Source organism: Streptomyces sp. NPDC058284 (assembly GCF_042881135.1).
GTDB lineage: Bacteria > Actinomycetota > Actinomycetes > Streptomycetales > Streptomycetaceae > Streptomyces.
In genome coordinates, this window is the sequence record NZ_JBHVYE010000036.1 from 40,455 (window position 1) to 65,896 (window position 25,442).

Genomic DNA, 25,442 nt, shown 5'->3' on the forward strand with positions numbered 1-25,442 from the left:
CGGCGAGGCCCGGCCCGCCGGGTCAGCCGGCCGCGCCTCCCGGGTCCGCGAGCGGTTCCTCGGCCCGGCCCGGTGCCCGGTCCCCGACCGCCCGCCAGGTGAACTGGTCGCCGCCCACCCAGCGCACCGCGTCAGGGTCGTCCAGGTCGTGCACGGTGATGCCCGCCATGGCGGCCGCGTCCAGGACGTCGGTGACGGTCTTCGCCTTGCCGACGACCTCTCCGTCGATCTCCACGATGCGGAACGGCGGGTGCCCGGGCTGGACGCCGAGGACCGTGATCCGGGGGTTTGCCATGTACAGATACGCTTCGGTCATGCCCGGAACTCTTCCACGGTGACCTGCGGGACCACCTCGCCAGTCGGCCGCTCGGGCTACACCTGTGCCCCGCAGGGGCAGAGCCTGTCTTTGCCGGGGTCGATAGCCGCCTCAACCTCAGCTTTAGGGTGAGGGTTGGGCTGAGGCTCAGGTGGACCTTCACGGCTCGCCCGGGCCTGTGCCATGAGCCGCGCCCCGTCTGCCGCGCATCGAACACGAGCGGTCATACCTCTTGTCCGCTCCAACGCGTACGGGACACTGTGTCTGCCACATCCGTCACCACCGACACACGAGGTGTAGGTATGAACAGCGGATCAGGGTCGGCAACGGATTCCGGGGGCAGCCCGGGGCGGCGGCGGGTCATCGGCGCGCTGATGAGTGCGGTGGCCGTCGGCGCGGTGTCTTCCGTGTCGGGCTGCGCCTCGTCGGCTTCGAGGGGCAGCGAGCGACCTGCCCCCACCCACCGGGCCGCCGCCTCCTCCGTCGCGCACCGCCCGCGTCGCGAGCGGCAGTTGTTCCTGGGGACGTACACCTCGCAGGAGGGCGGCGGACGGGGTATCGGCCTGGCGACGTACGACGAGACGACGGGTCGGATCACCGGCACCGGCACGCTCACCGGCGTCCCCGACCCCTCATACCTGGCGCTGCACCCCTCGGGCCGCACCCTCTACGCCGTCGACGAGCGCGAGAAGGGCGGCGTGACAGCGGTCGCGCTCTCCCCCACCGGCGAGCACCGGGTACTCGGCACCCGCGACACCGGCGGCGCGGGCCCTTGTCACCTCTCCGTGCACCCGGGCGGGCGCTGGCTGCTCAGCGCCAACTACGCCTCCGGCAGTGTGGCCGTCCACCCCATCGGAGCCTCCGGCGCGCTGGGGGAACGGACCGATCTGGTCACGCACTCCACTCCGTCGCCCGGCCCCAGCCAGCAGGGGGCGCACGCCCACCAGATCAGTACGTCCCCGGACGCCCGGCACGTCCTCGCCGTCGACCTCGGCAACGACACCGTCTACACCTACCGCCTCGACGACAAGGCGGGCACCCTCGGCCGCGTCTCGCACGCGAGTCTGCGCCCGGGCGCGGGCCCGCGCCATCTCACCTTCCACCCCTCGGGCCGCTTCGCCTACCTCGCCAACGAGCTGGACAACACGGTCGTGGTCTGCGCGTACGACCCCGTCACCGGCCGCCTCTCACCTGGCGAGCCGCAGCCAACGGGTGCGGACGAGGGCACCAACTACCCGGCCCAGTTCGTGGTGACGCGCGAGGGACGCTTCGCCTACCTCGCCAATCGGGGGCACAACAGCATCGCCCGGTACGCGATCGAGCGGGACGGCGCCGGGCTGCGGTTCCTGGACACGGTCTCCGTCGGCGGGGACTTCCCCCGGCACCTGGCGCTCTCCCCGTCCGAGCGACTCCTGTTCACCGCGAATCAGAAGTCGAATTCGGTGAGCGTCTTCCACGTCGACGGGCGGAGCGGTGAACTCCGCCGCACGGGGAAGCCGTTCGCGGCGCCGGTCGCGGTGTGCGTGCTACCGCTGTGACGGAGCGTCATGCACGGCGCTCCAGCGACAAACCGCTCACCGCGCCCCCGCAACTCGTCTTTCGTTACGCGCGATCACCCGCCGATGTACCAGTTGAACCCACCGGAGGCGGCGACGGCCAGCAGCACGATGAACAGGACCACGTCGATGACGCCCAGAATGACGGACGCCTTCGCCATGCCTCCGCTGCCCGCCTTCTGACGCAGGGCGACGACACCGAAGACGATCGCGAGCGGACCGAGGATGAAGCTGAGGAAGAAGAAGCCGACGATGCCGCAGACAAGACCGGCTACCGCAAGACCATTAGTCCGCGAACCGGAAGAAGCCGCTGACGAACTGCCGTAAGCCGACATGACCACACCTCTCGGAGATCGAATTCCTGAGATCGAATTCCCGTATTGCGTGACGCAACTCCGAGTGCCCCGAACTCCGATTCCTAGTCGGCCGAGCGGACACAGTGGCGACAGCCGGCAGTAGAGCGGCGGCGAGCGAAAAGGCCCCCGTTGCACTGCGTAAGCAGAACAACAGGGGCCTGCCTCCCGTCAGTTGGACGTCAGGCCACCGTCCACCGCGAGCGCCGACCCCGTGGAGAACGAGGCGCGGTCGCTGCACAGCCACAGTGCCGCCTGGGCGATCTCGACCGGCTCGGCCATGCGCTTCTGCATCTGGCGGGCGACGAAGGCCTTTTCCAGCTCCGGTCGCGTCTCGACCACCTGGCTGATCATCTCCGTGCGGGTGGTTCCGACGACGAGCGTGTTGATGCGGATGTCGTGCGCGGCGTACTCGGCCGCGGCGGCCCTGGTCATGCCGAGTACCGCGTGCTTCGCGGCGACGTAGGGCACGGGGGCGCCGGTGGCCACCATGGCCGCGGTGCTCGCCGTGTTGACGATCGCACCCTTCCCCGCTTCGAGCATCACGGGGATCTGTGAACGCAGGCAGTTCCAGGTGCCGCGTACGTTGACGTCCATCGTGCGGTCGAAGACGGCCTGGTCGAGCGCGTGGAGCGGCGCCAGTTCCTCGCCCGCGTAACCCGCGTTGTTGAACGCCGCGTCCAGAGCGCCGAAGTGCTCGCGCGTCGCGTCGACGGCACGCTGTACGTCCTCGGCGACCGCGACGTCGCCCGCGCTGACCGCCGCCCGGCCGCCGGAGTCGTTGATCTCCTGGGCGAGTTTGCGCAGTACGTCCTCGCGGCGGGCCATCAGCAGGACCGCCGCCCCCTCGGCGGCGAACAGGCGGGCCGCCGCCTCACCGATCCCGCTCGACGCACCCGTGATCATTACGGCCTTGCCGGCCAGCAGTCCATTCGTTTCGGTCATGACGTGAGTAAAGCCGCTGCGGCCCGGGACCGCACCTCTCAATGATCATGAGATCTCCCACAATGGAGGGGTTCGCCGCGTTGTTCGCCCACGCTCGACAGGTTCGGCACGGGTCCGCTTCGCCCCCAACGCGTGGGCGTACGCGCCCCGGTAGCCTCCCGCACGTGATCAACTCTTACGCGAACAACTCATCCGCGGACTCGGCCGACAACGACACGGACATCGCGATAGCCGCCGCGCGTGCGGGCGCGGACGTGGTGCGTGCCATGTACGGCCGCCACCTCGCCCGTATCGACAAGGGCGCCGGAGACTTCGCCACCGCCGCCGACGTCACGGCCGAGAAGGAGATCCTCGGCGTGATCCGTGCCGCCCGCCCCGATGACGCGATGCTCGGCGAGGAGGGCGGGCAGCGGGGTGCCGCCGACACCGCGCGCCAATGGCTGGTGGATCCCCTGTGCGGCACCTTGAACTACGCCGTCGGCGCCATGCTGGTGGCCGTCAACGTGGCGCTGCGCGACGGGCCCGCGGCGGTGGCCGACCCGTTCAGCGGTGAGGTGTTCTTCACCGACGGCGAGACCGCCGGGGTGCGGCACGAGGGAAGCGATGCGCCGCTGGCGCCGACGGCAGCCACCCGGCTGGTGGACGTCAATCTGGATCCGCCGTTCCCCGGCGCGCCCGGGTTCCGGGGCGTGGATCTGCTCGCCCACCCCGAGTTCGTCGAACGGTTCCGGCCCAGGGTCGTCTCCACGACCCTGGCCCTGGCCTGGGTGGCGGCCGGCAAGCGGGCGGCGTACGTCACCGACGGCGGCGACCTGTCGGGGAGCGTGCACTTCGCCGCCGGCATCGCCCTGTGCCGGGCCGCGGGCTGCGTGGTCACCGGGGTCGACGGCGCTCCGGTCGGAGCGGGGGGCCACGGTCTTGTGGCGGCGGCCGACGCGGAGACCCACGGGCGGTTGATCGTGATGATCCGCGGCGGCGGCCAGTGAGCACCGAAGGCCGCCACCGCCGCGGGCGCGGAAACCGGACGTAGGGCTTCGGTCTGGCTAACGTAGATGAGTATGAGCACGGACCTGACCGCACTTCTCGTCGGCGCCGCCCTTCTGGTCGCCGCGACCCTCGCCGTCGCCGTCGTACTGCTCGTACGCCTCGTCCGGACCCGGCGCGCCCTGCGCAGAGCCGGGCTTCCCGTCGAGCGGCAGTGGGTCTTCTGGGCCGCTGTCGCCTATCTCGTGCTGCCCACCGACCTGTTGCCGGACCCCATTTTCCTCGACGACATCGGGGTACTGGTGCTGGCCCTGCGGTCGATGCGGTCAGCCCCCGACGGTCCGTCCGCGCCGCGCGGTTGAGAGGCGCGCCTTCATCAGGAGGGCGTGCATGCACTCCGTCACCTGCGTGACGTCCTCGACGAGCCGGTGGAACGGCAGGCGGACGTCCGCCTGCCCGCGGGCGCGTTCGAGGCGCAGGGAGATGCCGTGCCGGTCGATGGCGAGGGGGCGTACCCGCACCACTCCCTGGAGGCTGTCGGGGCTGATGAGGCGGGTGAGTTGCTCGACGGCGTCCGGGTGGGCGTCGGCGAGATGGGTGAGCAGGCGCGGCTCCGCCTCGGTGAGCGGGTCGGGCACGGTCAGGGCGAGTTCGTCGGGCTCGATGCCCAGCCGCTCCCCCGTGGAGTCGTGCAGCACGGCGCTGGTCGGCTCGAGGATCAGATCCTGCCCGTCGTACGCCAACGACCCGGACAGCCGGAGCCGGGCCCGGATCCGGTCCCTGAGCGGCACCGGCGCGACGTCGGCGAACTCCAGCAGGGTGGCCGGTTCGCCGCGGGGCGCGCAGATCAGGGCGGCGGCGAGCGCGCTGTCGTCGGGCGGTGACAGCCGGATCCTGCCGTCGTCGGTGACGCTGTGCGCGCCCACGAGTTCGTCCCTGCCGATCTCTGTGGTCACCGCGCAGGACCACGCGCTGGCGAGCACGGAACGAGCGCGTGCCGCCGCCGTGGGCACGGTCGTGCTGCTCTGACGGACACCCATCCTCAACCTCCATTAGGTAAGCCTTGCCTAACTTAACCGAGATCTCGGAACAGGGCCAGTACGCCTCATGGCCCCGCGCGGCGAACCACGCGAGGCCATGAGGTGTCATGAGGTGCAGGTCAATCGGGTCGACCGGTCAGTGCCCCCTGGCGATCCACTCCTGAAGGTGCGGCGCCTCGTCGCCGATCGTGGTGCTGTCGCCGTGCCCGGTCCGGACCACCGTCACCGGCGGCAGCGTCAGCAGCCGTTCCCTGATGGACTCGACGATCGTGGGGAAGTCGCTGAAGGAGCGGCCCGTCGCGCCGGGACCGCCGGCGAAGAGCGTGTCGCCGGTGAAGACGGTGCCGAGCCCGGGGGCGTGCAGGCTGACCGCGCCGTGGCAGTGGCCGGGCGTGTGCAGCACCTTCAGGACCGTGCCGGCCACCGCAAGTTCCTGCCCGTCACCGAGTTCGCCGTCCGGGGCGCGGTCGGGGTGTGTCTGCTTCCACAGCTCCGCGTCGGCCGGGTGCAGCAGGATGGGCGCACCCGTGCGGGCGGCGAGCGCGGGGGCCGCGTCGATGTGGTCGTCGTGGGCGTGCGTGCAGACGATCGCGACGAGCCTGCGCTCCCCCACCACCGCCGCGATGGCGTCCGCGTCGTGCGCGGCGTCGATGACGAGGCACTCGCGGTCGTCACCCACGATCCATACGTTGTTGTCGACCTCCCAGGTGCCGCCGTCCAGGGAGAAGGTCCCGGACGTGACGAGGTGGTCGATGCGCACGCCGGACGCGTCGCTCGTGGCCTCGGCCGCCATCAGAACTCCACCACCGAGCGGAGGACGTCGCCGTGGTGCATGCGCTCGAAGGCCTTCTCCACGTCTTCGAGCGCGATGGTCTCCGTGACGAACGCGTCCAGGTCAAGGCGCCCCTGCTGGTACAGGTCGATGAGCATCGGGAAATCGCGGGACGGCAGGCAGTCGCCGTACCAGCTCGACTTGAGCGCGCCGCCGCGCCCGAAGACGTCGAGCAGCGGAAGCTCGATTTTCATTTCCGGGGTCGGGACGCCGACCAGGACGACCGTGCCTGCCAGGTCGCGGGCGTAGAAGGCCTGCTCGTACGTTTCCGGGCGGCCGACCGCCTCGATGACGACGTCGGCGCCGTTGCCCCCGGTCAGCTCGCGCACGGCCTCGACGGGATCGGCGGAGCGGGAGTTGACGGTGTGCGTGGCGCCGAGGCCCTTCGCCGTCTCCAGCTTCTTGTCGTCGATGTCCACCGCGATGATCCGCGCGGCGCCCGCGAGACGGGCGCCGACGACCGCGGCGTTGCCGACGCCACCGCAGCCGATGACCGCGACCGAGTCGCCCCGGCCGACGTTGCCGGTGTTGATGGCGGCGCCGATGCCTGCCATCACTCCGCAGCCGAGGAGGCCGGCCGCGGCGGGCGAGGCGGCCGGGTCGACCTTGGTGCACTGCCCGGCGGCGACCAGGGTCTTCTCGGCGAAGGCGCCGATGCCGAGCGCGGGCGAGAGCTCGGTGCCGTCGGTGAGCGTCATCTTCTGCTTCGCGTTGTGCGTGTCGAAGCAGTACTGGGGGCGGCCGCGCAGACACGCGCGGCACTGGCCGCACACCGCACGCCAGTTGAGGATCACGAAGTCGCCGGGCGCGACCTCCGTGACGCCGTCGCCGACCGACTCGACGACGCCCGCCGCCTCGTGGCCGAGCAGGAACGGGAAGTCGTCGTTGATCCCGCCCTCGCGGTAGTGCAGGTCGGTGTGGCAGACACCGCACGCCTGGATCTTCACCACGGCCTCTCCCGGCCCCGGATCCGGAACGATGACCGTCTCGATCCGCACCGGCTCGCCCTTCGCGCGGGCGACCACGCCCCGCACCTGCTGCGCCATGAGTTCAGCCCTTCTGTTTCCGCGACGTCTTACCCGTCACATCGTCGCAGGTCGAGCCCCCTCGCACAGCAGCCACCGGCCTGTACGAGTGCCTGGGCGCAGACGCGCGGCAAAGCCATGGCCCCGGCGCGCCGGGGAGACGGCCCCCGCACCCTAGGGTGAGGCCGTGCGCAACCTCGCCGCCCAGGCCCTGCTGCCGGTCAACACCGCGCTCGCCGTGGCTCTGCTCGTACTGCTCCTGGTGGCCGCGACGACGGCGGCCGTCGTCCGGCTCGCCCCCGACGGATCGCGCCGCAGGGGCCGCGAGATCGTGATCGCCGGGGTGCGCGCCACCGCCCAGCTGGCCGCCGTCTCCCTGGCGATCGGCTGGGTCGTGCACCACACACCGGCGCTGTTCGGCTTCCTGCTCCTCATGACCGCCGTCGCCGTGCGCACCGCGGGGCGCCGCATCACGCCCAACGGCACGTGGGTGTGGGCGGCACTGCCGATCGCGGGCCCCGTCGTGCCGGTGGTGACCGGGCTCGCGCTGGCGGGGCTGGTTCCCGTACGGGGTGTCGCGATGATCCCCGTGACGGGCATCCTCATCGGCGGGGCGCTGACCGCGACGGTCCTGGCGGGCCGCCGCTCCCTCGACGAACTGCGCACCCGGTTCGGCGAGTTCGAGGCCGGCATCGCCCTCGGCCTCGCCGACCGTGAGGCCCGCCTGGAGATCGTCCGCCCGGCCGCGTCGGACGCGCTGCTGCCCGGACTCGACCAGACCCGCACCGTCGGCCTCGTCACCCTGCCCGGCGCTTTCGTCGGCATGCTGCTCGGCGGCGCCTCCCCGGTGCTCGCCGGAGCGGTGCAGCTCTTCGTACTGATCGCCCTGATGGCGGTCCAGTCGGTCGCCGTGGCCGTCACGGTCGAGCTGGTCGCCCGGGGCAGGCTGCACCGCGGGGCGTAGGGTCGGTCACTATGTCTGTCTACGAAGAAGAAATCGGCGCGCTGCAGGGCGGCCCCGCCGACCTGCGTCAGTACGAGGGCAAGGCCGTCCTGGTCGTCAATGTCGCCTCCAAGTGCGGACTCACTCCGCAGTACGCGGGTCTCGAACGGCTCCACGAGCAGTACGCGGCGCGCGGCTTCAGCGTGCTCGGCGTGCCCTGCAACCAGTTCATGGGCCAGGAGCCCGGCACGTCCCAGGAGATCGCCGAGTTCTGCTCGGCGACGTACGGCGTGACCTTCCCGATGACGGAGAAGGTCGACGTCAACGGCGAGGGCCGCCATCCGCTGTACGCGAAGCTCGTCGGCTCGGCGGACGCGGAGGGCCACACCGGCGACATCCGTTGGAACTTCGAGAAGTTCGTCATCAGTCCGTCCGGTGACGTCGTGGCCCGCTTCTCGCCGCAGACCGAGCCCGACTCCCCGGAGCTCGTCGCCGCGATCGAGGAGCACCTTCCGGCCTGACCCGGGTCGGCTCCGTCACGGAGGCGGACGCGTGGTGGGTGAGGATCATGTCGAGCGTGTCCTGGTACCCGGCGCCCGTCCACGTGTTCGTGGGGCGGGCGCCGGGGGGTTGGGTTTCCTGGGTGCGACGGCCGGGATCACTTCTTGGCGGGCAGCATCCGGTTACCGACAGCCGTCCCCGGAGTGAGGGACTCATCCTCCACGTCCCTGTCCTTCGGGTCGTAGGGCACCACCGGCTCCTCGGCCGGGGTGTAGGGCAGCGGCCGGTGGGTCTTGCAGCGCTCGATCTCCGTGGGTGAGAGCGTGCCGTGGCGCTGGAAGACGCGGTCGGAGGTGATGCGGGAGGGGCCGTCGTAGGTGATGAACTGCCGGTAGACGGTCTCCTCACCCGTGCCCGTGCTCGTGCTGGTGACGGTGTAGTGGCCGTCAGCCCGTTCGCGGGCGGCGGACACCTCCACCCAACTCGCGTGGCTCTTGGGGGTGACGACGTCGATCTCGCGTTCCGCCGAGCGCGACCACTGCCACGGCTGGTCACGTACCTTCTCGTAGGCCGCCGCGAAGTGCACGGCCGCCTGCCCTGCGGCTTTCTGGTCGGCGTCCAGCTGGGCGCCCGGCTCCTTGGGCGCGGCGTGTGAGACGTCATGGCTCAGGTCCGTGGCGGTCAGTCCGTCGTGCGAACCGGAGTCGAGGAACTGTGTGTTCGCCGACTGAGTGGCACTGTCGAAGGAACGCTCGCGGTAGACGACCTTCCTCCTGTCCCGCAGGGCGGCCGAGGCGCTGTTCTCACCGAACGTGCAGTTCTCGTAGACCTCGCCGACCGGCCTCGGCCGGTCGTAGTAACCGTAGGAGTACCGCTGGTTGAGGGTGAATTTGCAGTTGCCTCCGGTGTCCGCTCCGCACTTCGCCAGTGCTTCGTTGTTGGTCCCGGAAGGGTCATTGCCCTTGAAGGACCTGGCGGGCGGCAGATCGGTCTTGCGCCGGCTCTTGTCGACCTGAATGGGTCGCTGGCGTGCCGACACGGCGGCGATCATGGGGTGGCACGGCAGCGCCACCGCCGACTTGTTGCTCTCACTGATCTGCACGTCGGGCAGGGCGAAGGCCACTTCAGGGTGGTCGTTCTTGGCCTCGAACTCGTGAGTGACCGTCTTCCAGTTGGCCCTCCCCACATCGACTTTGGTGCCGTTCGAGTCCTTGACCACGAAAGTCGGTTCGTCGACCTGCTCGTCCCACGCGACCTCACGGTCGATGCGCATCTGCAGCCGGAGCTTCTTTCGCTGCGGGGCCGCTCCCGCTACGGGCGCAGGGCAGGCCTTGTCGATCGTGGGCGAGTAATCGAAGCGCACGGTCACTCGGGACCCCTTGCGCACATCCCACAGCCGCGTCTTCAGATGCTTGCCCGCCTCGAGATCCTTGCCGTCCGCGGTGAGCAGCGCATCGACCCGCACGGCCTGCTTGTTGTCGCTGCGGCCCGCTCGGTCCGCACCGGCCGCGACGATCACACCGGCCGCGGAATTCGGGTCGGAGCCACCCCAGTACCACGGCTTCTTCTCCGCGCTTCCGTAGAGCTGCTCCCAGCTCTTGGCGCTGCTTGTGCGCTCGGCCCGGGGCTGGCTGAAGGACCCATTGACGACCGGTACCGCCACTTCCTTCTCTTCCAGTTTCGGGGGCGTCGGTTCCGCGGCCGCCGCTTGGACGGCAGTTGCCGGCAGGCAGGCCATCACCACGCCGACCGCCAGGAGCACACGACGGCTCATTCTCTGTCTCATTTCTCTCTCGCTTTCATTCACGGCACCGAAGTGCCGGCCACTGCATGCACGAACTGGCTCGGTTCTTGCGGCACGGTCAGCAGAGTTTCCCCTTCGGGTCGAAACGAGTGACGTCGGACGGGACATTCGCAAGCAGCGACAGGGGGATGGAGCAGACGTCCGACACCACGGCGCTGAACGGAGCGTCGCGTTCCTTCTGAGCTTCCTGGAAGCCCGTCACCTTGGACTCAAGGCCGTCCTGGAAGGCCTTCTGATGGGTGTGCGCCCCCTGGGTTCCCGCCACTTGGTCCATGCACGAGGAGATGTGCGGGTCTCCCGCGGCGCGTGGGGAAGCGGGGAGATCCGAGCGGGGAGGCTGATTGGCCCCGGTGTCGCCCCCGGCCGGCAGCGCGGGCGAGGGTGACGCCGTCGCGGCGGGCGGGCATGCCTTGAGGCGTTCCTCGACCCCGCTCTTCATCTTGCACGCGGGTGACTGCGGTTGGCCGCCCGTGCTGGAGTCACACGGGTTCTTCTGCGAGACCGAGGGCTGGCTCACCGTCGGAGTGGCCGCCGGTTCCGCCTCTGCCTTGATCGGTGACGGGGCGAGGGAATAGGTGATGCTCGGTGATGCGCTTGCCGAGGTGTCCCCGGGCGCCGGGTCCACCGCCCCGGAGTTGGGGGCCGCCACCACTGACGCACCGAGGATTCCGGCTGTCAGCATGACGGGGGCGACAATCGCAGCGAGTTTGCGAGGGTCCACGTTTTTCTCCTTTTCGGGTTGTGGGGAAAGCAGTTGGAGCCGAATGCGCGCATGCGCGACGGAAGGGTGTGACGAAAGCGCGCTTCTGCCCGCCTGGGCGGCTAAGGGGCTGACCACAGCAGGTTGGGGCCGCTGACGATGCGCATCGTGGAGTCGTCGCAGATCTGGAGAGCCGCGTCCTTGTACATCGCGTGACCGGACTCCGAGTGCCATACCCGAACAAGACCGCCGACGACGGCGTCGTAGTAGTAGGTCGTCAGCTCGCCCTGTGGGGTGAGTTCAGCGTAGCCGTTCTGGTTCGAGTCGGCCTGTCTCGTCGTGCTGAACACCTCCTTTCCGTCAGGGCCCTTGAGAACAAGGGAGTTGTCATCTGTCAGGGTGAGCGCCACTTGTCCGTTCGGCGAATACCAGGACTTGTTCTCCTCTTCGACCTTCAGGGGTGCCTTGTGGGTGGAGCAGGCGGGAACGGGCGCCTTCTCCCCTGTGTCCGCATGAGCGGCCGATGGCAGGGTGGCGGAAAGGGCTATGCCGAGTGTGAGGGCAGCGCAAAGGCGCATGGTCGCTCCTTGGTCGGATGAACGGCGGGCAGTTGCCCGGGCCTTGACCTCATTTAGCGCCGACTTTCACGATGCCGCATCCGCAAGCGAACTGCGGGACCGTCGAATTACCCGAACGGCAAGCAGAGTTGGCGGCTCATCAGGCCGCGGGTGACGCTCGCTGCGGAAACGTTCCTTCCCTTGCGGGGCCGCCTACAGAGACGGTCACTCGTCGCCTGTTCGCCCTGCCCCGCCCAACTTCCGAAAGGACCAACGCGAATGCGTGCCTTCTTCGCAGTCATGGCCTCCGTGGCACTCGCCTCGGCGGCCCTCACAGGTGAGGCCGTCGCGGCGCCGCACGCCCGGCCGGCCCCCGTCCATCGAAACGTGATCGCCATGGCGCCGTGTGATCCGCAGAGCCCCAGGCGTGGCGTGTCCGAGGACGAAGCTCTCTGGTACTTCGATCGCGGTGAGGACATGTGCGTCATCGCGGAGAAGACGGTTCCGTCGGACCCGAACGAGCACTGGGACAGCTACGGCGGGTGCTGGGATACGTGCGGCTGAAGTGACGTGTGGGGCCGGGTCGTTGCGGCCCGGCCCCACCGTAACTCACGCCAATGCACTAAAAATGCGGATAATCGCCACCTACGGGTGCAGAGCACAACAGACCGTGTTTAAGGTGCTGTTGGTCAAGGACCACGGCGACGGGAATCTCCGGTGACGGGATTCGTGCCGGTCGCCCGGGTGGTCCGCCCCCTCCCCCCGTACTACCACTGGAGATCCCTGTGTCCACATCGAACCCACCCGCGGCCCGCTCCGCCCGCCGCGGCCTCGTCCTCGCAGCACTCACCTGCCTGAGCCTCACCATGCTGGCCCCGCCGGCACACGCAGGCCCCATCAGCAGCGACACCGTGGAACTGCCGTCACTGCCCGAGGCCCGCGCCTACGACAGCAAGCGCAAGCCGATCAAGGACTACCGAAAGGTCCTCCAGGAATGCCGGACGCCACAGGGCAAGCCGTCGCCGTGCGTCTTCGAACTGAAGGAGAAGAAGGAGTACAACACCGCCGTGGTGTCGGTGGGCAATGCCGTGGAGAACTGCACGGACGACCCGATCATCGTCACCAAGGAGGCGTCCCTGACCTCGTCCTCCACCGACAACATCGGCGGCGAGATCTCCGGCAGTGCCATGTTCGAGGGGACCATCAACAACACCGCCTCGGTCACCATGGACGACACCGCCCAGGTGACCGGTTCGGCGACCAAGCAGAACGCGACCGAAAGTACGCACCAGACCTGGTCGCCGCACAGCTCCAAGGCCAATTCGTCCAGCACGAGCAAGGCCAGCTCGCAGTACAGCGCGACAGCCACCGGCCAGAACACCGCGCACGTCGGCGCCACGGACACCGTCCTCGTCGGAGCGCGCGCCAGTTTCACCGCCGCCTTCCGCGCGACGTTCTCCAAGTCCTGGACGAAGACCGCGAGCGAAACCATGACGCACAAGTTCGAGGTCCGCCCCGGCCGGACGCTCCACTTCGGGGCATCCTTCGCCATGGCGACCGTCACCGGCGACATGACGAACAAGCAGAACGGGAACAAGCTGGAGAACTTCTCCATGCACACGCCCTCCACGGCGAACTCGAGCAGGCTGATCGCCCAGGCGTTCAACTCGCAGAGCTGCCCGGAGCTCGCCCAGCAAAAGGGCAACCTGAACGGTGAACAGGGAGAACACACCAACAAGCAGGGGCAGTCCGGCAACAAGACCGGAAACAACACCCAGCAGGGCCAGACCGGTGCCGGCAACAACACCGGCAGATCCTCGGATTCGGACCGGGCCCTGAGGCCCGGCCGGGCGACCGAAGCACAGCAGAGCCTCATCCCGGGCCAGCAGCCCGTGGAGACCTGGCAGGTGCCCCTGCACCGGTGACCGGCAAGGCGGGGCAGGCCCGGAAAGGGTCGGCCCCGTCCAACTCCCGTAATCGTCAAGCCGCTTGCGGCTTGCCGCGGTCGAGCGCCCTGGGTACCCAACCCGGCCACAACTGCGCTGCGCGTAACGGGAGTTGCAGCGCGATTCCCTCAAGTCCACGCTCATTCAGCCGCGCTGAGGTTGCGATCGACCCGACCGCAAGAAATGCTCATATCACGGACAAATCGGTCCGTGAGAAACCAGCAAACCCAGAGGAGATGCCATGCGAGCATCCGCTGTACTGACCGCTGTCGGCCTGGCCACCGCCGGCCTGCTGGCGGCCACTCCCGTCACCGCCACCGCGACCGCCGCCACTTCCGCCGCGGCCGCACCCACCGCGGCGTCCCCGCACGCCGAAGGCCCGGCACTGATGCTGATCTCGCAGGAGACGGCGGAGTGCATCGGCCTGTCCAAGGCCACCGCCGTGGACCGGGGCGTGCGCGGCCTGGCGCTGGTCCGCCTCGGCCACATCCCGGTTGACGCCCCCCGGCACGTCGTCGCCGAGTGCTTCGACAAGGCGGCCAAGGACACCGACAACCCCATCCACGAGCTGGCCCGCAAGCACGGCGAGCTGCTGGGGCTGAAGGCCGAGCCCGCCAACTCCGAACGCCCGCCCAAGGAGTGGCTGCGCCCCACCCGCGAAAGCGCCAGCGTCACTCCTGACGCGCACCGCGGCACCACTGCCGACGAGCCCGTCCCGCCTGACTCGTCTGCCCCGCCCACCCCCTCCGACCCGTCTGCCCCGGCCAACCCGTCCACCCCGGAGCCGGTTCTCGGTACCAAGGAGAATCCCGCGGTGGCCATCGTCGACACCGTCGTCGGCAAGGTGTGCACCGACGTCCCGGTCGCGAAGACGCGGAGCATCGTCGGACTGGCCGGCACCCAGGCGCAGGACTTCCTCACCGCGTCCAGGAACCACCGGTGCGACGACGGCTTCTCGCCCTACGGTGAGTACGAGCCCCTGCTCGACCTCATCGAGAAGCTGCCGCCGCTCTCAGGTGACGCGGACAGGCCGGACAACGGCAGGCGCCCGGTGCGCACGTGACCGCGTGACCGCGTGACCGCGTGACCGCGTGACCAGGCACAACGAAGGCGCCCCCGAACGCGCGAAGCGGACGGGGGCGCCACCCGGCCGCTCTTCACGCGTAGGCCACCGCGTAGGCGAGGACGACAGCGAAGCAGAAGAGGGGGTAGTAGATCCGGAAGGCGATGTTGAGGTTGCGCCAGCCGACGAGGTCGTTCTTCGCGGCGAGCCGGCCGCTGATCAGGGCGGCCAGCACACAGGTGCCGGCCAGGAAGATGAAGGCGTAGTACCCCCACTCGATGGCGACGGTGTACTCCACGTCCGGCAGGGACCCGGTGACGGTGGTCAGCAGGACGGCGGTGCTCAGGATGGCCGTGACGCCCATGGAGATCTGGCTGCCGATGTAGCGCTTCTCCCGGGCCAGGAACAGCGACGCGTAGGTGACCAGGGCCAGCAGCACCAGGGGCAACATGTTCTTGAGCAGGAAGGAGCCGATATCGCGTTCGATGGTCACCTCCGCCACGTACTGGCCGTAGTAGATGCCGGGCGTCTCCTCGGTCACGGCCGGGTCACCAAGTGCGGCGGTGCTTCCCACGGTGGCCTTGTACAGATCCAGGCGGGTCGACTTCCATCCGGACAGCCGGTCGATGGAGGAGTTGACGTCGCTGCCGCTGCGCAGCGCCTCGGCCTGGTCCTGCTCCAGCAGCTTGCGGTCCCCGATGTAGACGACGTGGGACGCGGAGTACTTGTGGTTCTGCAGGGCGATGGTCAAGTGCTGCTGATCGAAGGGGAACTGGTGGAAGTCGAGCGACGCCTTGAAGGTGCCGGTGACCCGGTACAGGCGGTACTTGATGCCCTCGTACTCCGAGGAGCGGACCGGGGAGCCCAGGGAGACGTCGGAGTCCGCGGCGTTGAGGAAGTCGACCGCGGTCGCGTCGTCGCTGCCGCGGTAGCGGAACCACAGGAAGAAGTCCGCCTCGAAGGTCTCCGCCTCGGTGTCCAGCGCGCTGACCTCGTTGAAGTTGAAGCCCGTGGACACGATCTGCTGGCGGACGAGCACCTGGTCCGCGACGCGCACCGAACGATCGGCCGCGACCTCCGTCGCCGCGTCGAGGCCCTTCGCCGTGTCGGAGGGCATCAGCTGGATGGCCGCGGACACCACCTTGCCCCTCCGCACGACGCCCATGGTCACCGGCTGCGGCAGGGAACGCGCGGCGTCGAAGTACATCAGCCCGTGCAGGCACTTCACGCCCTTCTCGGGGCTGTTCATGGACTCAAGGCTCCGGCGCACGGCCTGCCGGTCCCGAGCAGCGGGCCGGCCCGCCGAGACTCCGGAGCGTTTCAGGGCCTCGACGGCCACGTCGACGGCCGTCTGCGCCGCCATGGCGGGCCAGGAGGGCATGGAGCCGTTGACGTCGCGGAAGGAATGGGCCCAGTTCAAGGCCTCGCCGGTGAGGCTGTCGGCCATCACGGGAGAGGTGACGTACAACTTGCGGGTCAATGCCCCCGTCTTCTTCTCCTGGGGTTTCTGCCGCAGCCGGGCGACGAAGGCGTCGTTGCTCAGCGCATCGCCGCCGACGACGGTGCCGCGCACCCCCGCGTCCCGCAGGGCCACCAGGGTCCGCTCGGCGGCGTCCTCGTGCATGGCGAGCACGACCGGCCCGGCGGAACCGTCTCCCGCCACGGCGGCCACGGCCTTGTCGATACGCCCGCCGAGCCCGGGATCGGTGACGCGGCCGATGCTCTCGGTGTGCCGCACCCTGCCGAGCCCGCCGAACGCCTTGCGGAAGCCGTCGGCCAGGGTGCGCCCGTAGTCGGTGTCGGTGTGGATCACGGACGCGGTCCGCGCCTTCTCGACGCTGTTCAGGTACCCGGCGATGAAGGCGCCCTGGTAGCCATTGGTGAAGGAGGCCCGGAAGAACCAGGGGTTGTCGCGGGTGACGGCGTCCGCCGTCGCCGTCGGGGTGATGGCCGCGATACCGGCGTCCGCGTAGACCGGCCCAGCGGCAATCGCCGTGCCGCTGACGGTATGACCGACGACCAGTGCCGCCCGGCCGTCCTCGACGATCTTCCTGGCGTCCCGGCGGGCCGTCTCCGGGTCGTCCTTGTCATCGTGCACGAGCAGCCGGACGGGGTGGCCCGCGACCCCGCCGTGGCTGTTGATCCGGTCGAGGTGGAACCGCGTCCCTCGCAGCACCGCCTGACCGCGCTCGGCCCCCGGACCGCTCAGCCCGGCCACCACGGCCACGTGCACCGGCGCGGGCTCGTCCCGCGTCAGCCGGAGCGACAGCACGACGAGCGCCGCGACCACCGCGGCAGCCGTGACCGCGAGAGCCGCGCGCACGGCGCGGCGGCGCCAGGCCGCCCTTTCCGGGGTCGGCTCAGGAGGGAGCGGCGGGTCGGCGAAGTCCTCGACCTCGGGCGGCGGAGCGGACGTCACCTTGCGCAGCCGGTGCAGACGGGCGTGCGCCTCGCTCTCCGGGTTCACCGCCACCGCCTGCTCCAGGCAGTACTTCCGGTGGCTTTCGTCGGTGACCAGCCAGGCCAGCCAGAGCCACGCCGGTTCGTACGCGCGGTCGGCCAGCAGCGCCTCGCGCAGCAGCCCCCGGGCCTCGTCCCGGCGTCCCTGCTCGGCGGCGCTCACCGCCTCCCGGGTGTGGACAGGGGCGAGCAGCTCGTCATCGGCCACAATGCTCTCCCCTTTCATCCGGCGCAGCGGGGGACCGACCGGTTCTCGCTTCTCGGCGATGCCGCCGGATACGGCTTCCGGCTCCTTCACTCTCGCTACGACCGGCTGCGGGGCGCCCGCCCAGCCGGTCCCTTCGGGTGAACCGGTGGTCGGTGCGGAGGCGCTGCCGTCCAGGCCGCTGGGACCACGTCGCTACCTCAGCCGGACCAAGCCGATCTGCGGAGTTCGAGCGGCGCTCATACGGTGACTGAATGGTCATCAGGCACCTTCCGCGCCCCTCCTCCGTACGTACCGTGGCCCTAGCGCTCGGGGCTCTGGTCCTCCTGTCCTCACCGGCCGCGGCCACCGACGTACCGGCCGAACCGGCACCGCCGCGCCCCGTGCCCGCCTACTCCTCCGTCCTCCTGGACCGGCCCGGCGTCCAGGTCAGGCCGGGCCCCGGGGCCCCCGGGCTGCCCGCTGACGTAAGCGCGCTCGCCTGGGTGGTGGCGGACGCCCGTACGGGCGAGGTGCTCGCCGCACGGGACGCGCACCGCAGGCTGCCGCCCGCCTCGACACTGAAGTCCCTGTTCGCTCTGGCGACGCTCCCCCGGCTGGACGCCGGCATGCGGCACGTCGTCTCCGAGCACGAGCTCGACGGCATCGGCGAGGGCAGCAGCACGGTCGGCGTGGCTGCGGGGCGCACCTATCGCGTCTCGGACCTGTGGCGTGGCGTCTTCCTCAGCTCGGGGAACGACGCGGTGCACGTCCTCGCGGGGCTCAACGGAGGCCTGGACAAGACCGTGCACGACATGCGCGTCAAGGCCCGGGAGCTCGGCGCGCGGGACACCAACGTGGTGTCGCCGGACGGCTACGACGCCCCGGGGCAGGTCTCGTCGGCGTACGATCTGGCGGTCTTCGGCAGGGCCGGGCTCACCGATCCGCAGTTCACCCGCTACTGCTCGACCCGTGTCGCGCAGTTCCCCGCGGGCGGCTGGTCGTACCCCATCCAGAACACCAACCGGCTGCTGACCGGCGCCGACGGCGTGGCGCCCTATCCGGGCCTGCTCGGCGTCAAGAACGGCTACACGAGCCACGCGGGCTCCACCTTGATCAGCGCCGCCCAGCACGACGGACGCACCCTCGTCGTGACGGTGATGAACCCCCAGGCGGGCGGCGGGCGAGCCGTGTACGAGGAGGCGAGGTCGCTGCTGGACTGGGGGTTCTCGGCGGCCGGCAAGGTGCAGCCGGTGGGTTCGCTGCTGCCGCCTTCGAAGCCCCCGACGACGCCCGCGCCCGCCCACGCGGTCGGGAAGGTCGCCCTGAGCACGGACTCGGGGAACTCCGACTGGTCCGCGATCCTGCTGGTCGCCGCCGGGGCGGTCGCCCTGCTCGCGGGCTGTGTGGTGGCGGCCCGGCGCCGGGCGGCTACGGTGGCCCGTCGCAAGAACTCGGGAGACGTCGCCGATTGAGAGCCTGTGTCATCTGTACGGAACGCCGTAGGTCCCGGAACGCCAGGAACCCGCGATACCGGAGTACCGCTCACACATTGCCGAGCAGGCGCGAGAGTCCCGTGTCGAGGTCCAGGCTCTCCTCCTCGCCGCCCGCGGGCACCACGGCGTACGACCGCACGAGGAAGCGGCGCAGCGTGATCTTGTCGAACTGCACCAGGGCGAGTCCCTGGTGCGCGTGGAACTCCAGGACCGTCTGGGCCCGCCCGCACGGCCAGATGTGCACGTCGCCGCTGCCCGCCGGGGCGCTGAGCCCGTCCTCCAGGAGCTGGCGGGCGAAGATCCAGGTGACCTCGACGCCGTCGAGGGACGCCTCGGAGGGGAAGGTCATCTGGACGGCCAGGGGGTCTTCCGCCGAGTAGCGCAGGACCACGGGAAGGGCGCGCTCACGGCCCTCGGGGGTGACGAGACGGGCGCGGGCGGGCTCTTCGAGGGCGACGGCCATGGTCGGGCTCCACTTCTGGTGTTTCTTTTCTCGACGTTCCGGTTGCGGGGGCTCCTGTGCTCTTAGGACCCCGGACAAAGGGGCGTCATTACGCCCATGCGCCGAGATATCCATGTGATCTGCATCACTCACCTTGCATTCGTTTCCGCCATGCCCACCGGTTCGGCCGACGAGCCGCCCGGCGAAGCGATGGAATCGACCGTCACGCCGCCCGGGTGCCCGCCACAGACGAGTACACGCGTGTCTTCTCGCAACATCACCCTCGTCTTGTCGTGTACACCCCCAGCTCGGCGCCGACGCCTCGTCGCCGAAGCGCCCACCACCGCCCGATTCGTCCCCGCCGTCGGCGGCAAACCGCCCGTCACCGCGGTGCGGCGGTCCGCGCGAGGGCCGCGGACGCCGCACCGTCCACGGCCCTCGGAGCGCCTCCCGCGCACACGGGAGCGGACCGCCGCCGCCGACCGCCTCGGCCGAATGGCCTAGGCCGGACCCCGGACCTCCGCAGTCACACCTGAACCGCCCTCCGGCCCGCAGTGCCTACCGGCGCCGAAGACGGCCTCCGCACAGCGCGGTTGGGTCCGCACTCCGCCGGGGCCAAGGCCCACCGGGAGGTCCGGTCATGCGCCGCGCACGGGCCCGGTGCAGGATGGGCTCATGCTGCTTGCCCGGCTCGCTCACGTCTCCAAGGAAGTGGCCGCCACCTCGGCGCGGTCCAAGAAGATCGCGCTGCTCGCCGAGTTGTTCCGGGCCGCCGAGCCGGACGACGTACCGGTCGTCATCCCCTACCTGGCGGGCCGGCTGCCCCAGGGGCGGCTCGGCATCGGCTGGAGCACGCTGCGGGACGCGGGGCCGCCCGCCGACGAGCCGACGCTGACGGTGCGCGGCGTGGACGCGGCGCTGACCGCGATCGGCACGGTGTCCGGTGCCGGTTCGCAGACCGAACGCAAGCGCCTGGTCGGGGAGTTGATGGGCGCCGCGACAGCCGACGAGCAGCGGTTCCTGATCGGGCTGCTCACCGGCGAGGTGCGCCAGGGCGCGCTGGACGCGCTCGCCGTCGAAGGGCTCGCGCTCGCCACGGAGACGCCCGCGGACGCCGTGCGGCGTTCCGTGATGCTCGCCGGTTCCGTGAGCCCCGTCGCCCAGGCGCTGCTGGCGCGCGGCGCGCAGGCGCTGGACGAGTTCCGGCTGACCGTGGGCCGTCCCGTCCTGCCGATGCTCGCGCACAGCGCCGGGTCCGTCGCCGACGGCATCGACAAGCTGGGGGCGTGCGCGGTCGAGGAGAAGCTCGACGGCATCCGTGTGCAGGTCCACCGCAGCGAGGACGACGTACGCGTCTACACCCGCACCCTGGACGACATCACCGACCGGCTGCCCGAGCTGACCGAAGCGGCGCTCGGTCTCGACGGGTCCCACTTCATCCTGGACGGCGAGGTCATCGCGCTGGACGGGGAGGGGCGGCCGCGGCCCTTCCAGGAGATCGCGGGGCGTGTCGGTTCGCGGGTCGACGTGTCCGCGGCGGCGGCCGGACTGCCGCTGTCCCCCGTCTTCTTCGACGTCCTGTCCGTGGCGGGCCGCGACCTGCTCGACCTGCCGTTCACCGAGCGCCACGCGGCGCTGGCGGCCCTGGTGCCCGAGCCGATGCGGGTGCGGCGCACGCTCGTGGCCGACCCGGGCGACGAGCGGCAGCGCGGTGAGGCCCAGGAGTTCTTCGAGGCGACGCTGGGGCGGGGCCACGAGGGGGTCGTGCTGAAGGCGCTCGACGCCCCCTACAAGGCCGGCCGCCGCGGCGCCTCCTGGCTGAAGGTCAAGCCCGTCCACACCCTGGACCTGGTGGTCCTCGCCGCCGAGTGGGGCCACGGCCGCCGCACCGGCAAGCTGTCCAACCTGCATCTGGGGGCACGGCGGCCCGACGGCACGTTCGCCATGCTGGGCAAGACCTTCAAGGGCATGACGGACGCGATGCTCGCCTGGCAGACCGAGCGGCTGCAGGAGCTGGCGGTCGACAGCAGCGGTTACGTCGTGACCGTGCGCCCCGAACTCGTCGTCGAGATCGCCTACGACGGCCTGCAGAAGTCGACCCGCTACCCGGCCGGCGTCACGCTCCGATTCGCACGGGTGGTGCGCTACCGCGAGGACAAGTCCCCGGAAGAGGCGGACACGGTCGAGACGGTCCTGCGGACGGGCGGCCCTGCCACCGCGTAACTCATGATCTTGCGTCGCGTTGGTCCGCGGGGGCCGCGCGGACGTCGCCTCGGCGGCGTTCCGTCGGCCCGCGCGTGCCGGGCGCCGGGGCGCAGGCGGGAGGTGTCGGTGATCAACACCAACCAGCCCAACCGCATCAGCGCACGCGTCTGGACCACCAACGGCTGGAGCGCCAACACCAAGGTCGAGGACGTCGCCAAGTTCAGGACCTACCGGGATCAGGCCTACCCCCAGCGGCACTTCCCTGCGGGCACCCGGCTCTGCGCGGAGGGCTTCCGCGGGGGATCGAGCGTCGGCCTGCCCTGCGTCACGATCACCAACTGACGGCGCTCGCTCTCCTTGGCTCCACCGGGCCGCGGCCTCGCCCCATCACCCGAGACCGTCACACCTGGTGGGGCCGCGCGACATGGGTGGGATTTTGCCAATCCTTGGCCCCTATAGGGTGACAACCGGGGGAGATCACTCAATCGCGCAAGGGGAGAAGCTGTGCCCGCATCACGACTCAGCCGTACGCCGCTTCCAGGCATCGGCATCCGGTACGACCTGACGACCCGAGAACAGCAACGCCTCTCGGTGATCGCACACCGGGACGGGGCACGCACCCTGAGCGCCTACCGGTCCGACGACCCGGACGAGTGCGCCCTGTCGACGCGGCTCAGCTCGGGCGAGGCCGACGCGCTGATCGACGCGCTGATGCCGTCGCACCACAGCCCCACCCTGCTGCACACCACCGACCTGGGCCTCGTGGCCGAGCGCGTCCTGCTGTCGGCCACCTCGCACTGGAACGGACGGCTCCTCGGCGAGACCCGGATGCGCACCGAGACCGGCGTCTCGATCGTGGCCGTGCTCCGGCGGGCCGACGCCATCCCGTCGCCGACTCCCGACTTCCGGCTGGCCGGCGGCGACACCCTCATCGTGATCGGGACGCGCGAAGGCGTGGAGACGGCCGCGACGATACTCGGGCGGGAGTGATCGCGTGCATTCCGCTGTCTTCCTGATCGAGTTCGGCGCGATCATTCTCGCCCTCGGGCTGCTCGGCCGGTTCGCGGGCCGCTTCCGGTTCTCGCCGATCCCCCTGTACCTGCTGGCCGGGCTGGCGTTCGGCGAGGGCGGGCTCCTGCCGCTCGGGGCGAGCGAGGAGTTCGTCGCCATCGGCGCCGAGATCGGCGTCATCCTGCTGCTCCTGATGCTGGGGCTCGAGTACACCGCCAACGACCTCGTCAGCAACCTCAAGACGCAGTACCCGGCCGGCCTGGTCGACTGCACGCTCAACGCCCTGCCCGGCGCCATCGCCGCGCTGCTCATGGGCTGGGGCCCGGTCGCCGCCGTCGTCCTCGCCGGTGTCACCTGGATCTCGTCGTCCGGCGTCATCGCCAAGGTCCTCGGTGATCTCGGCCGGCTCGGCAACCGCGAGACGCCGGTCATCCTCAGCGTCCTGGTCCTCGAAGACCTGGCGATGGCCGTCTACCTGCCCATCATCACCGCCCTGCTGGCCGGTGTCGGGCTTGCCGCGGGCAGCCTCACGCTCGCCATCGCGCTCGGCGCCGCCGGGCTCGTCCTCTTCGTCGCGGTGCGCTACGGCCGGCTCATCTCGCGGTTCGTCTCCAGTGACGACCCCGAGAAGCTGCTGCTCGTGGTGCTCGGCCTGACGATCCTCGTCGCGGGGATCGCGCAGCAGCTCCAGGTGTCCGCGGCCGTGGGCGCGTTCCTGGTCGGCATCGCGCTGTCCGGTGAGGTCGCCGAGGGCGCGCACTCGCTGCTCGCGCCCCTGCGGGATCTCTTCGCCGCCGTCTTCTTCGTCTTCTTCGGGCTGCACACCGACCCGGCGAGCATCCCGCCGGTGCTGCTGCCCGCACTCGCGCTCGCCGTCGTCACCGCGCTGACGAAGATCGCGACCGGCTACTGGGCGGCCCGGCGCGCGGGCGTCTCGGTCAAGGGCCGCTGGCGGGCGGGCGGCGCGCTGGTGGCCCGCGGCGAGTTCTCCATCGTCATCGCGGGGCTCGCGGTCGGCTCGGGCATCGAGCCGTCGCTCGGCCCCCTCGCGACGGCGTACGTCCTCATCCTGGTGATCGTCGGTCCGCTGACCGCGCGTTACGCGCAGCCCGTCGCGGCGTACGCGGGTGGCGTCCTGGGGCGGCGGCGCGAAGGTGCCGGGGCCGGGGCCGGAACCGGGACCCGGGCCGATGCGGGGCCCGCGGTGCCCGGGCCGCGGGAAGCGGTCGAAGCGCTGGACGGGCAGGACGCGGCCGACCGCTCCTAGCGTCATCCCCCAAGGTGTCCAGGCGTCCAGGCACGCGGACGTACAGGCGACGCTTCCGGAGCTGGCGCCTTCGGACGGCACGTGGACAGCACTCCCCTCGTGCCGTCCGGTCCACCGCCCGCACCGCTCTCACGTATGCGTAGCGCCCTAAGTGGCCACCAAGCGGGCACATATGACGGCAATCCGGAACACTCCAGACATCTCACGGGCGCGACGAGCCGCACTCCAGCGCCGCCTGGCACGATGCTGCCCATGACCTACGGGCCCGCGTTCCGCCTCGCACGAGCCGCGATGTTCGCGGCCGTCTGCGTGGTGACGACGGCCCTGGGTCACGCCCTGATGTCCAGTGCCGCGCTGCCCTGGTGGGCGGTGGCGTACGCGTTCGGCGCCACGGTCGCCGCCGCCTGGTGGCTCACCGGGCGCGAGCGCGGGGCGCCGACCGTCACGGGCGCCACCGTCGCGGCCCAGCTGTGCCTGCATGAACTGTTCGGCCTCGCGCAGCGGTTGGGCGCGGGACCGAGCGGCGGCGGCGCGTCCCGCGCACCCGCGCTGCCGCACCACGCCGGCGACGGCATGAACCACATGAACCATCCGATGCCGGTCTCGGCGCCGCCCCCCGGCACCGGCCCGTCCACTGTCGCCCCCTTCTCCCCCTCCTCCCACTCCGCCGCCATGCCGGACCAGGGCGTCTCGCACTGGATCATGTCCGTCTTCGGACACAGCGGCTCCGGCATGTTCCTCGCCCACGTCGTCGCCGCACTGGTCTGCGCCCTGTGGCTGTGGCGCGGCGAGGCCGCCGTCTTCCGCAGCGGACGCGCCCTGGCCGCGGCCCTCTTCGTGCCGCTGCGCCTCGTTCTCGCGGTCCTGGTCGCCGCCCTCCCCCCGTCGACGCTCCCTGTCGGCGCGCTCGTGCCCGTGCCGCGGCTGCGCGGGGTCCTTCTCCAGTACGTCGTCTCCCGCAGAGGTCCGCCGGTCCTTCCGGTCAGTTCCTGAAAACCGCCCGCGCCCCGAGGTGCCGGGCGGATCTTCGGCGTCCGCGCAGGCCGGGCCATCACTCCCGCCGTGCGCGCGCCGCTTCCCGAACTCCGTTCACCGAAGGACCTTTTGCGATGACTCCTGCCCTTGTGCGGTCACGGCCCGGCGGGGACCTGGCCCGCGACGAATCGATCACCCAGTGGGCGCTGGCGGCCCGCGACGGCGACGCCCAGGCGTTCGAGCAGTTCGTGCGGGCCACCCGGCGCGACGTCTGGCGCTTCGTGGCCCATCTCAGTGGCGACCCGCACAGCGCCGACGACCTGACCCAGGAGACGTATCTGCGGGCCATGACCTCGCTGCACGGCTACGCCGCCCGGTCCTCCGCGCGCACCTGGCTGCTCGCCATCGCGCGCCGGACCGTCGCGGACCGCTTCCGTTCGGCGGCCGCCCGGCCGCGCATCGCCGACACCGGCGACTGGCAGGCCGCCGCCGAGCGGGCCCAGCCGCGCGGGCTCCCGGGCTTCGAGGAGGGCGTGGCGCTGCTCGACCTCCTGGAGTCGCTCGACGCTCCGCGCCGTGAGGCGTTCGTGCTGACCCAGCTCGCCGGTCTGCCGTACGCGGACGCGGCGGACGCCGTCGGCTGCCCCATCGGCACCGTGCGCTCGCGCGTCGCGCGCGCCCGGGAACGGGTGGGCGAGCTGCTGCTCGCCGCGGACCGGGCCGTGTAGCGGACCCCGCCGTCCAGCGGTCCGGTGCCGCGTCGGGGCCTTCTCTCGCGGGAGGTCCCGGCCGGGCCGCGACGACCCCGGTCGCGTCACCCGATCAGGGCGTTTAGCG

The 25,442-nt window shown here is 70.8% G+C and carries 26 protein-coding genes; 15 read left to right on the plus strand and 11 right to left on the minus strand.

The window, feature by feature from the left end:
• Positions 1 to 22: 22 nt before the first annotated feature.
• On the minus strand, positions 23 to 316 hold the full coding sequence (locus tag ACFVYR_RS33795) for a hypothetical protein (RefSeq protein ID WP_384259769.1): 294 nt from the start codon (positions 314 to 316) through the stop codon (positions 23 to 25).
• Between the two features lie 302 nt (positions 317 to 618).
• On the opposite strand from ACFVYR_RS33795, the gene ACFVYR_RS33800 reads away from it, so the two are divergent.
• A complete protein-coding gene (locus ACFVYR_RS33800; protein ID WP_384259766.1) occupies positions 619 to 1,854 on the plus strand; it encodes a lactonase family protein in 1,236 nt (411 codons plus the stop codon).
• Positions 1,855 to 1,928: 74 nt separating this feature from the next.
• Here ACFVYR_RS33800 and ACFVYR_RS33805 read toward each other — a convergent pair whose 3' ends face one another.
• Positions 1,929 to 2,207 carry a DUF4190 domain-containing protein gene (locus ACFVYR_RS33805; RefSeq protein ID WP_384259764.1) on the minus strand — a complete coding sequence of 93 codons (279 nt, stop codon included), beginning with the start codon at positions 2,205 to 2,207 and terminating at the stop codon, positions 1,929 to 1,931.
• Between the two features lie 189 nt (positions 2,208 to 2,396).
• The gene (locus ACFVYR_RS33810; protein ID WP_384259762.1) at positions 2,397 to 3,170 is read right to left on the minus strand and encodes an SDR family NAD(P)-dependent oxidoreductase; all 774 of its coding nucleotides are present in this window, start codon (positions 3,168 to 3,170) and stop codon (positions 2,397 to 2,399) included.
• A 164-nt stretch (positions 3,171 to 3,334) separates the two neighbouring features.
• Between ACFVYR_RS33810 and ACFVYR_RS33815 the strand changes: the two genes are divergently transcribed.
• Both ACFVYR_RS33815 and ACFVYR_RS33820 read left to right on the plus strand, forming a co-directional pair.
• Positions 3,335 to 4,156: an inositol monophosphatase family protein gene (locus ACFVYR_RS33815; protein ID WP_384259760.1), complete on the plus strand. Its 822-nt coding sequence runs from the start codon at positions 3,335 to 3,337 to the stop codon at positions 4,154 to 4,156.
• A gap of 72 nt (positions 4,157 to 4,228) precedes the next feature.
• On the plus strand, positions 4,229 to 4,516 hold the full coding sequence (locus ACFVYR_RS33820) for a DUF1232 domain-containing protein (protein WP_384259758.1): 288 nt from the start codon (positions 4,229 to 4,231) through the stop codon (positions 4,514 to 4,516).
• Here the strand turns inward: ACFVYR_RS33820 and ACFVYR_RS33825 are convergent.
• From ACFVYR_RS33825 to ACFVYR_RS33835, 3 genes are all read right to left on the minus strand, one after another.
• Positions 4,481 to 5,194, minus strand: coding sequence for a DUF2470 domain-containing protein (locus ACFVYR_RS33825; protein WP_384259755.1), 714 nt, complete (start codon positions 5,192 to 5,194; stop codon positions 4,481 to 4,483). The genes ACFVYR_RS33820 and ACFVYR_RS33825 overlap by 36 nt on opposite strands.
• Positions 5,195 to 5,330: 136 nt before the next feature.
• Complete coding sequence (locus ACFVYR_RS33830) at positions 5,331 to 5,987, minus strand: MBL fold metallo-hydrolase (protein WP_384259753.1); 657 nt, start codon at positions 5,985 to 5,987, stop codon at positions 5,331 to 5,333.
• A complete protein-coding gene (locus ACFVYR_RS33835; protein ID WP_384259751.1) occupies positions 5,987 to 7,072 on the minus strand; it encodes an S-(hydroxymethyl)mycothiol dehydrogenase in 1,086 nt (361 codons plus the stop codon). The genes ACFVYR_RS33830 and ACFVYR_RS33835 overlap by 1 nt, the downstream gene beginning before the upstream one ends.
• Before the next feature lie 166 nt (positions 7,073 to 7,238).
• On the opposite strand from ACFVYR_RS33835, the gene ACFVYR_RS33840 reads away from it, so the two are divergent.
• Both ACFVYR_RS33840 and ACFVYR_RS33845 read left to right on the plus strand, forming a co-directional pair.
• Positions 7,239 to 8,015: an ABC transporter permease gene (locus ACFVYR_RS33840; protein WP_384259748.1), complete on the plus strand. Its 777-nt coding sequence runs from the start codon at positions 7,239 to 7,241 to the stop codon at positions 8,013 to 8,015.
• An 11-nt stretch (positions 8,016 to 8,026) separates the two neighbouring features.
• Positions 8,027 to 8,515 (plus strand): glutathione peroxidase, encoded by a 489-nt coding sequence (locus tag ACFVYR_RS33845; protein WP_384259746.1) that lies wholly within the window; start codon positions 8,027 to 8,029, stop codon positions 8,513 to 8,515.
• 137 nt (positions 8,516 to 8,652) lie between these two features.
• Here ACFVYR_RS33845 and ACFVYR_RS33850 read toward each other — a convergent pair whose 3' ends face one another.
• From ACFVYR_RS33850 to ACFVYR_RS33860, 3 genes are all read right to left on the minus strand, one after another.
• Positions 8,653 to 10,269: a hypothetical protein gene (locus ACFVYR_RS33850; RefSeq protein WP_384259743.1), complete on the minus strand. Its 1,617-nt coding sequence runs from the start codon at positions 10,267 to 10,269 to the stop codon at positions 8,653 to 8,655.
• Positions 10,270 to 10,357: 88 nt separating this feature from the next.
• Positions 10,358 to 11,020 carry a hypothetical protein gene (locus ACFVYR_RS33855; protein WP_384259741.1) on the minus strand — a complete coding sequence of 221 codons (663 nt, stop codon included), beginning with the start codon at positions 11,018 to 11,020 and terminating at the stop codon, positions 10,358 to 10,360.
• Between the two features lie 101 nt (positions 11,021 to 11,121).
• Complete coding sequence (locus ACFVYR_RS33860) at positions 11,122 to 11,577, minus strand: hypothetical protein (RefSeq protein ID WP_384259739.1); 456 nt, start codon at positions 11,575 to 11,577, stop codon at positions 11,122 to 11,124.
• 258 nt (positions 11,578 to 11,835) lie between these two features.
• Here ACFVYR_RS33860 and ACFVYR_RS33865 point away from each other — a divergent pair, with 258 nt between their 5' ends.
• From ACFVYR_RS33865 to ACFVYR_RS33875, 3 genes are all read left to right on the plus strand, one after another.
• A complete protein-coding gene (locus ACFVYR_RS33865; RefSeq protein WP_384259736.1) occupies positions 11,836 to 12,120 on the plus strand; it encodes a hypothetical protein in 285 nt (94 codons plus the stop codon).
• Between the two features lie 221 nt (positions 12,121 to 12,341).
• Positions 12,342 to 13,481, plus strand: a complete 1,140-nt coding sequence (locus tag ACFVYR_RS33870; RefSeq protein WP_384259734.1) for a hypothetical protein — start codon at positions 12,342 to 12,344, stop codon at positions 13,479 to 13,481.
• 262 nt (positions 13,482 to 13,743) lie between these two features.
• Positions 13,744 to 14,565: a hypothetical protein gene (locus ACFVYR_RS33875; RefSeq protein ID WP_384259732.1), complete on the plus strand. Its 822-nt coding sequence runs from the start codon at positions 13,744 to 13,746 to the stop codon at positions 14,563 to 14,565.
• Between the two features lie 94 nt (positions 14,566 to 14,659).
• Here ACFVYR_RS33875 and ACFVYR_RS33880 read toward each other — a convergent pair whose 3' ends face one another.
• Entirely contained in the window at positions 14,660 to 17,233 is a 2,574-nt protein-coding gene (locus ACFVYR_RS33880) for an ABC transporter substrate-binding protein (RefSeq protein ID WP_384259729.1), read from the minus strand.
• Positions 17,234 to 17,484: 251 nt separating this feature from the next.
• Between ACFVYR_RS33880 and ACFVYR_RS33885 the strand changes: the two genes are divergently transcribed.
• On the plus strand, positions 17,485 to 18,684 hold the full coding sequence (locus ACFVYR_RS33885; RefSeq protein WP_384259727.1) for a D-alanyl-D-alanine carboxypeptidase family protein: 1,200 nt from the start codon (positions 17,485 to 17,487) through the stop codon (positions 18,682 to 18,684).
• Positions 18,685 to 18,754: 70 nt separating this feature from the next.
• On the opposite strand, the gene ACFVYR_RS33890 is transcribed toward ACFVYR_RS33885, so the two are convergent.
• The gene (locus ACFVYR_RS33890) at positions 18,755 to 19,168 is read right to left on the minus strand and encodes an SsgA family sporulation/cell division regulator (RefSeq protein WP_384259725.1); all 414 of its coding nucleotides are present in this window, start codon (positions 19,166 to 19,168) and stop codon (positions 18,755 to 18,757) included.
• Positions 19,169 to 19,822: 654 nt separating this feature from the next.
• Between ACFVYR_RS33890 and ACFVYR_RS33895 the strand changes: the two genes are divergently transcribed.
• From ACFVYR_RS33895 to ACFVYR_RS33920, 6 genes are all read left to right on the plus strand, one after another.
• A complete protein-coding gene (locus tag ACFVYR_RS33895) occupies positions 19,823 to 21,370 on the plus strand; it encodes an ATP-dependent DNA ligase (RefSeq protein ID WP_384259723.1) in 1,548 nt (515 codons plus the stop codon).
• A gap of 108 nt (positions 21,371 to 21,478) precedes the next feature.
• The gene (locus tag ACFVYR_RS33900; RefSeq protein ID WP_384259720.1) at positions 21,479 to 21,694 is read left to right on the plus strand and encodes a hypothetical protein; all 216 of its coding nucleotides are present in this window, start codon (positions 21,479 to 21,481) and stop codon (positions 21,692 to 21,694) included.
• 162 nt (positions 21,695 to 21,856) lie between these two features.
• Positions 21,857 to 22,342, plus strand: coding sequence for a cation:proton antiporter regulatory subunit (locus tag ACFVYR_RS33905; RefSeq protein ID WP_384259718.1), 486 nt, complete (start codon positions 21,857 to 21,859; stop codon positions 22,340 to 22,342).
• 4 nt (positions 22,343 to 22,346) lie between these two features.
• A complete protein-coding gene (locus ACFVYR_RS33910) occupies positions 22,347 to 23,630 on the plus strand; it encodes a cation:proton antiporter (protein ID WP_384259716.1) in 1,284 nt (427 codons plus the stop codon).
• 252 nt (positions 23,631 to 23,882) lie between these two features.
• Complete coding sequence (locus ACFVYR_RS33915; RefSeq protein ID WP_384259713.1) at positions 23,883 to 24,623, plus strand: hypothetical protein; 741 nt, start codon at positions 23,883 to 23,885, stop codon at positions 24,621 to 24,623.
• Between the two features lie 116 nt (positions 24,624 to 24,739).
• Positions 24,740 to 25,333, plus strand: coding sequence for a sigma-70 family RNA polymerase sigma factor (locus tag ACFVYR_RS33920; protein WP_384259711.1), 594 nt, complete (start codon positions 24,740 to 24,742; stop codon positions 25,331 to 25,333).
• Positions 25,334 to 25,442: the final 109 nt, after the last annotated feature.

What these genes read in the sequence shown, in the direction of transcription:
- ACFVYR_RS33795 (WP_384259769.1), bottom strand. Translation starts at nt 316, where the DNA reads ATGACCGAAGCGTATCTGTACATGGCAAACCCCCGGATCACGGTCCTC.
- ACFVYR_RS33800 (WP_384259766.1), top strand. Translation starts at nt 619, where the DNA reads ATGAACAGCGGATCAGGGTCGGCAACGGATTCCGGGGGCAGCCCGGGG.
- ACFVYR_RS33805 (WP_384259764.1), bottom strand. Translation starts at nt 2,207, where the DNA reads ATGTCGGCTTACGGCAGTTCGTCAGCGGCTTCTTCCGGTTCGCGGACT.
- ACFVYR_RS33810 (WP_384259762.1), bottom strand. Translation starts at nt 3,170, where the DNA reads ATGACCGAAACGAATGGACTGCTGGCCGGCAAGGCCGTAATGATCACG.
- ACFVYR_RS33820 (WP_384259758.1), top strand. Translation starts at nt 4,229, where the DNA reads ATGAGCACGGACCTGACCGCACTTCTCGTCGGCGCCGCCCTTCTGGTC.
- ACFVYR_RS33825 (WP_384259755.1), bottom strand. Translation starts at nt 5,194, where the DNA reads ATGGGTGTCCGTCAGAGCAGCACGACCGTGCCCACGGCGGCGGCACGC.
- ACFVYR_RS33830 (WP_384259753.1), bottom strand. Translation starts at nt 5,987, where the DNA reads ATGGCGGCCGAGGCCACGAGCGACGCGTCCGGCGTGCGCATCGACCAC.
- ACFVYR_RS33835 (WP_384259751.1), bottom strand. Translation starts at nt 7,072, where the DNA reads ATGGCGCAGCAGGTGCGGGGCGTGGTCGCCCGCGCGAAGGGCGAGCCG.
- ACFVYR_RS33845 (WP_384259746.1), top strand. Translation starts at nt 8,027, where the DNA reads ATGTCTGTCTACGAAGAAGAAATCGGCGCGCTGCAGGGCGGCCCCGCC.
- ACFVYR_RS33850 (WP_384259743.1), bottom strand. Translation starts at nt 10,269, where the DNA reads ATGAGCCGTCGTGTGCTCCTGGCGGTCGGCGTGGTGATGGCCTGCCTG.
- ACFVYR_RS33860 (WP_384259739.1), bottom strand. Translation starts at nt 11,577, where the DNA reads ATGCGCCTTTGCGCTGCCCTCACACTCGGCATAGCCCTTTCCGCCACC.
- ACFVYR_RS33865 (WP_384259736.1), top strand. Translation starts at nt 11,836, where the DNA reads ATGCGTGCCTTCTTCGCAGTCATGGCCTCCGTGGCACTCGCCTCGGCG.
- ACFVYR_RS33875 (WP_384259732.1), top strand. Translation starts at nt 13,744, where the DNA reads ATGCGAGCATCCGCTGTACTGACCGCTGTCGGCCTGGCCACCGCCGGC.
- ACFVYR_RS33885 (WP_384259727.1), top strand. Translation starts at nt 17,485, where the DNA reads ATGGTCATCAGGCACCTTCCGCGCCCCTCCTCCGTACGTACCGTGGCC.
- ACFVYR_RS33890 (WP_384259725.1), bottom strand. Translation starts at nt 19,168, where the DNA reads ATGGCCGTCGCCCTCGAAGAGCCCGCCCGCGCCCGTCTCGTCACCCCC.
- ACFVYR_RS33895 (WP_384259723.1), top strand. Translation starts at nt 19,823, where the DNA reads ATGCTGCTTGCCCGGCTCGCTCACGTCTCCAAGGAAGTGGCCGCCACC.
- ACFVYR_RS33915 (WP_384259713.1), top strand. Translation starts at nt 23,883, where the DNA reads ATGACCTACGGGCCCGCGTTCCGCCTCGCACGAGCCGCGATGTTCGCG.
- ACFVYR_RS33920 (WP_384259711.1), top strand. Translation starts at nt 24,740, where the DNA reads ATGACTCCTGCCCTTGTGCGGTCACGGCCCGGCGGGGACCTGGCCCGC.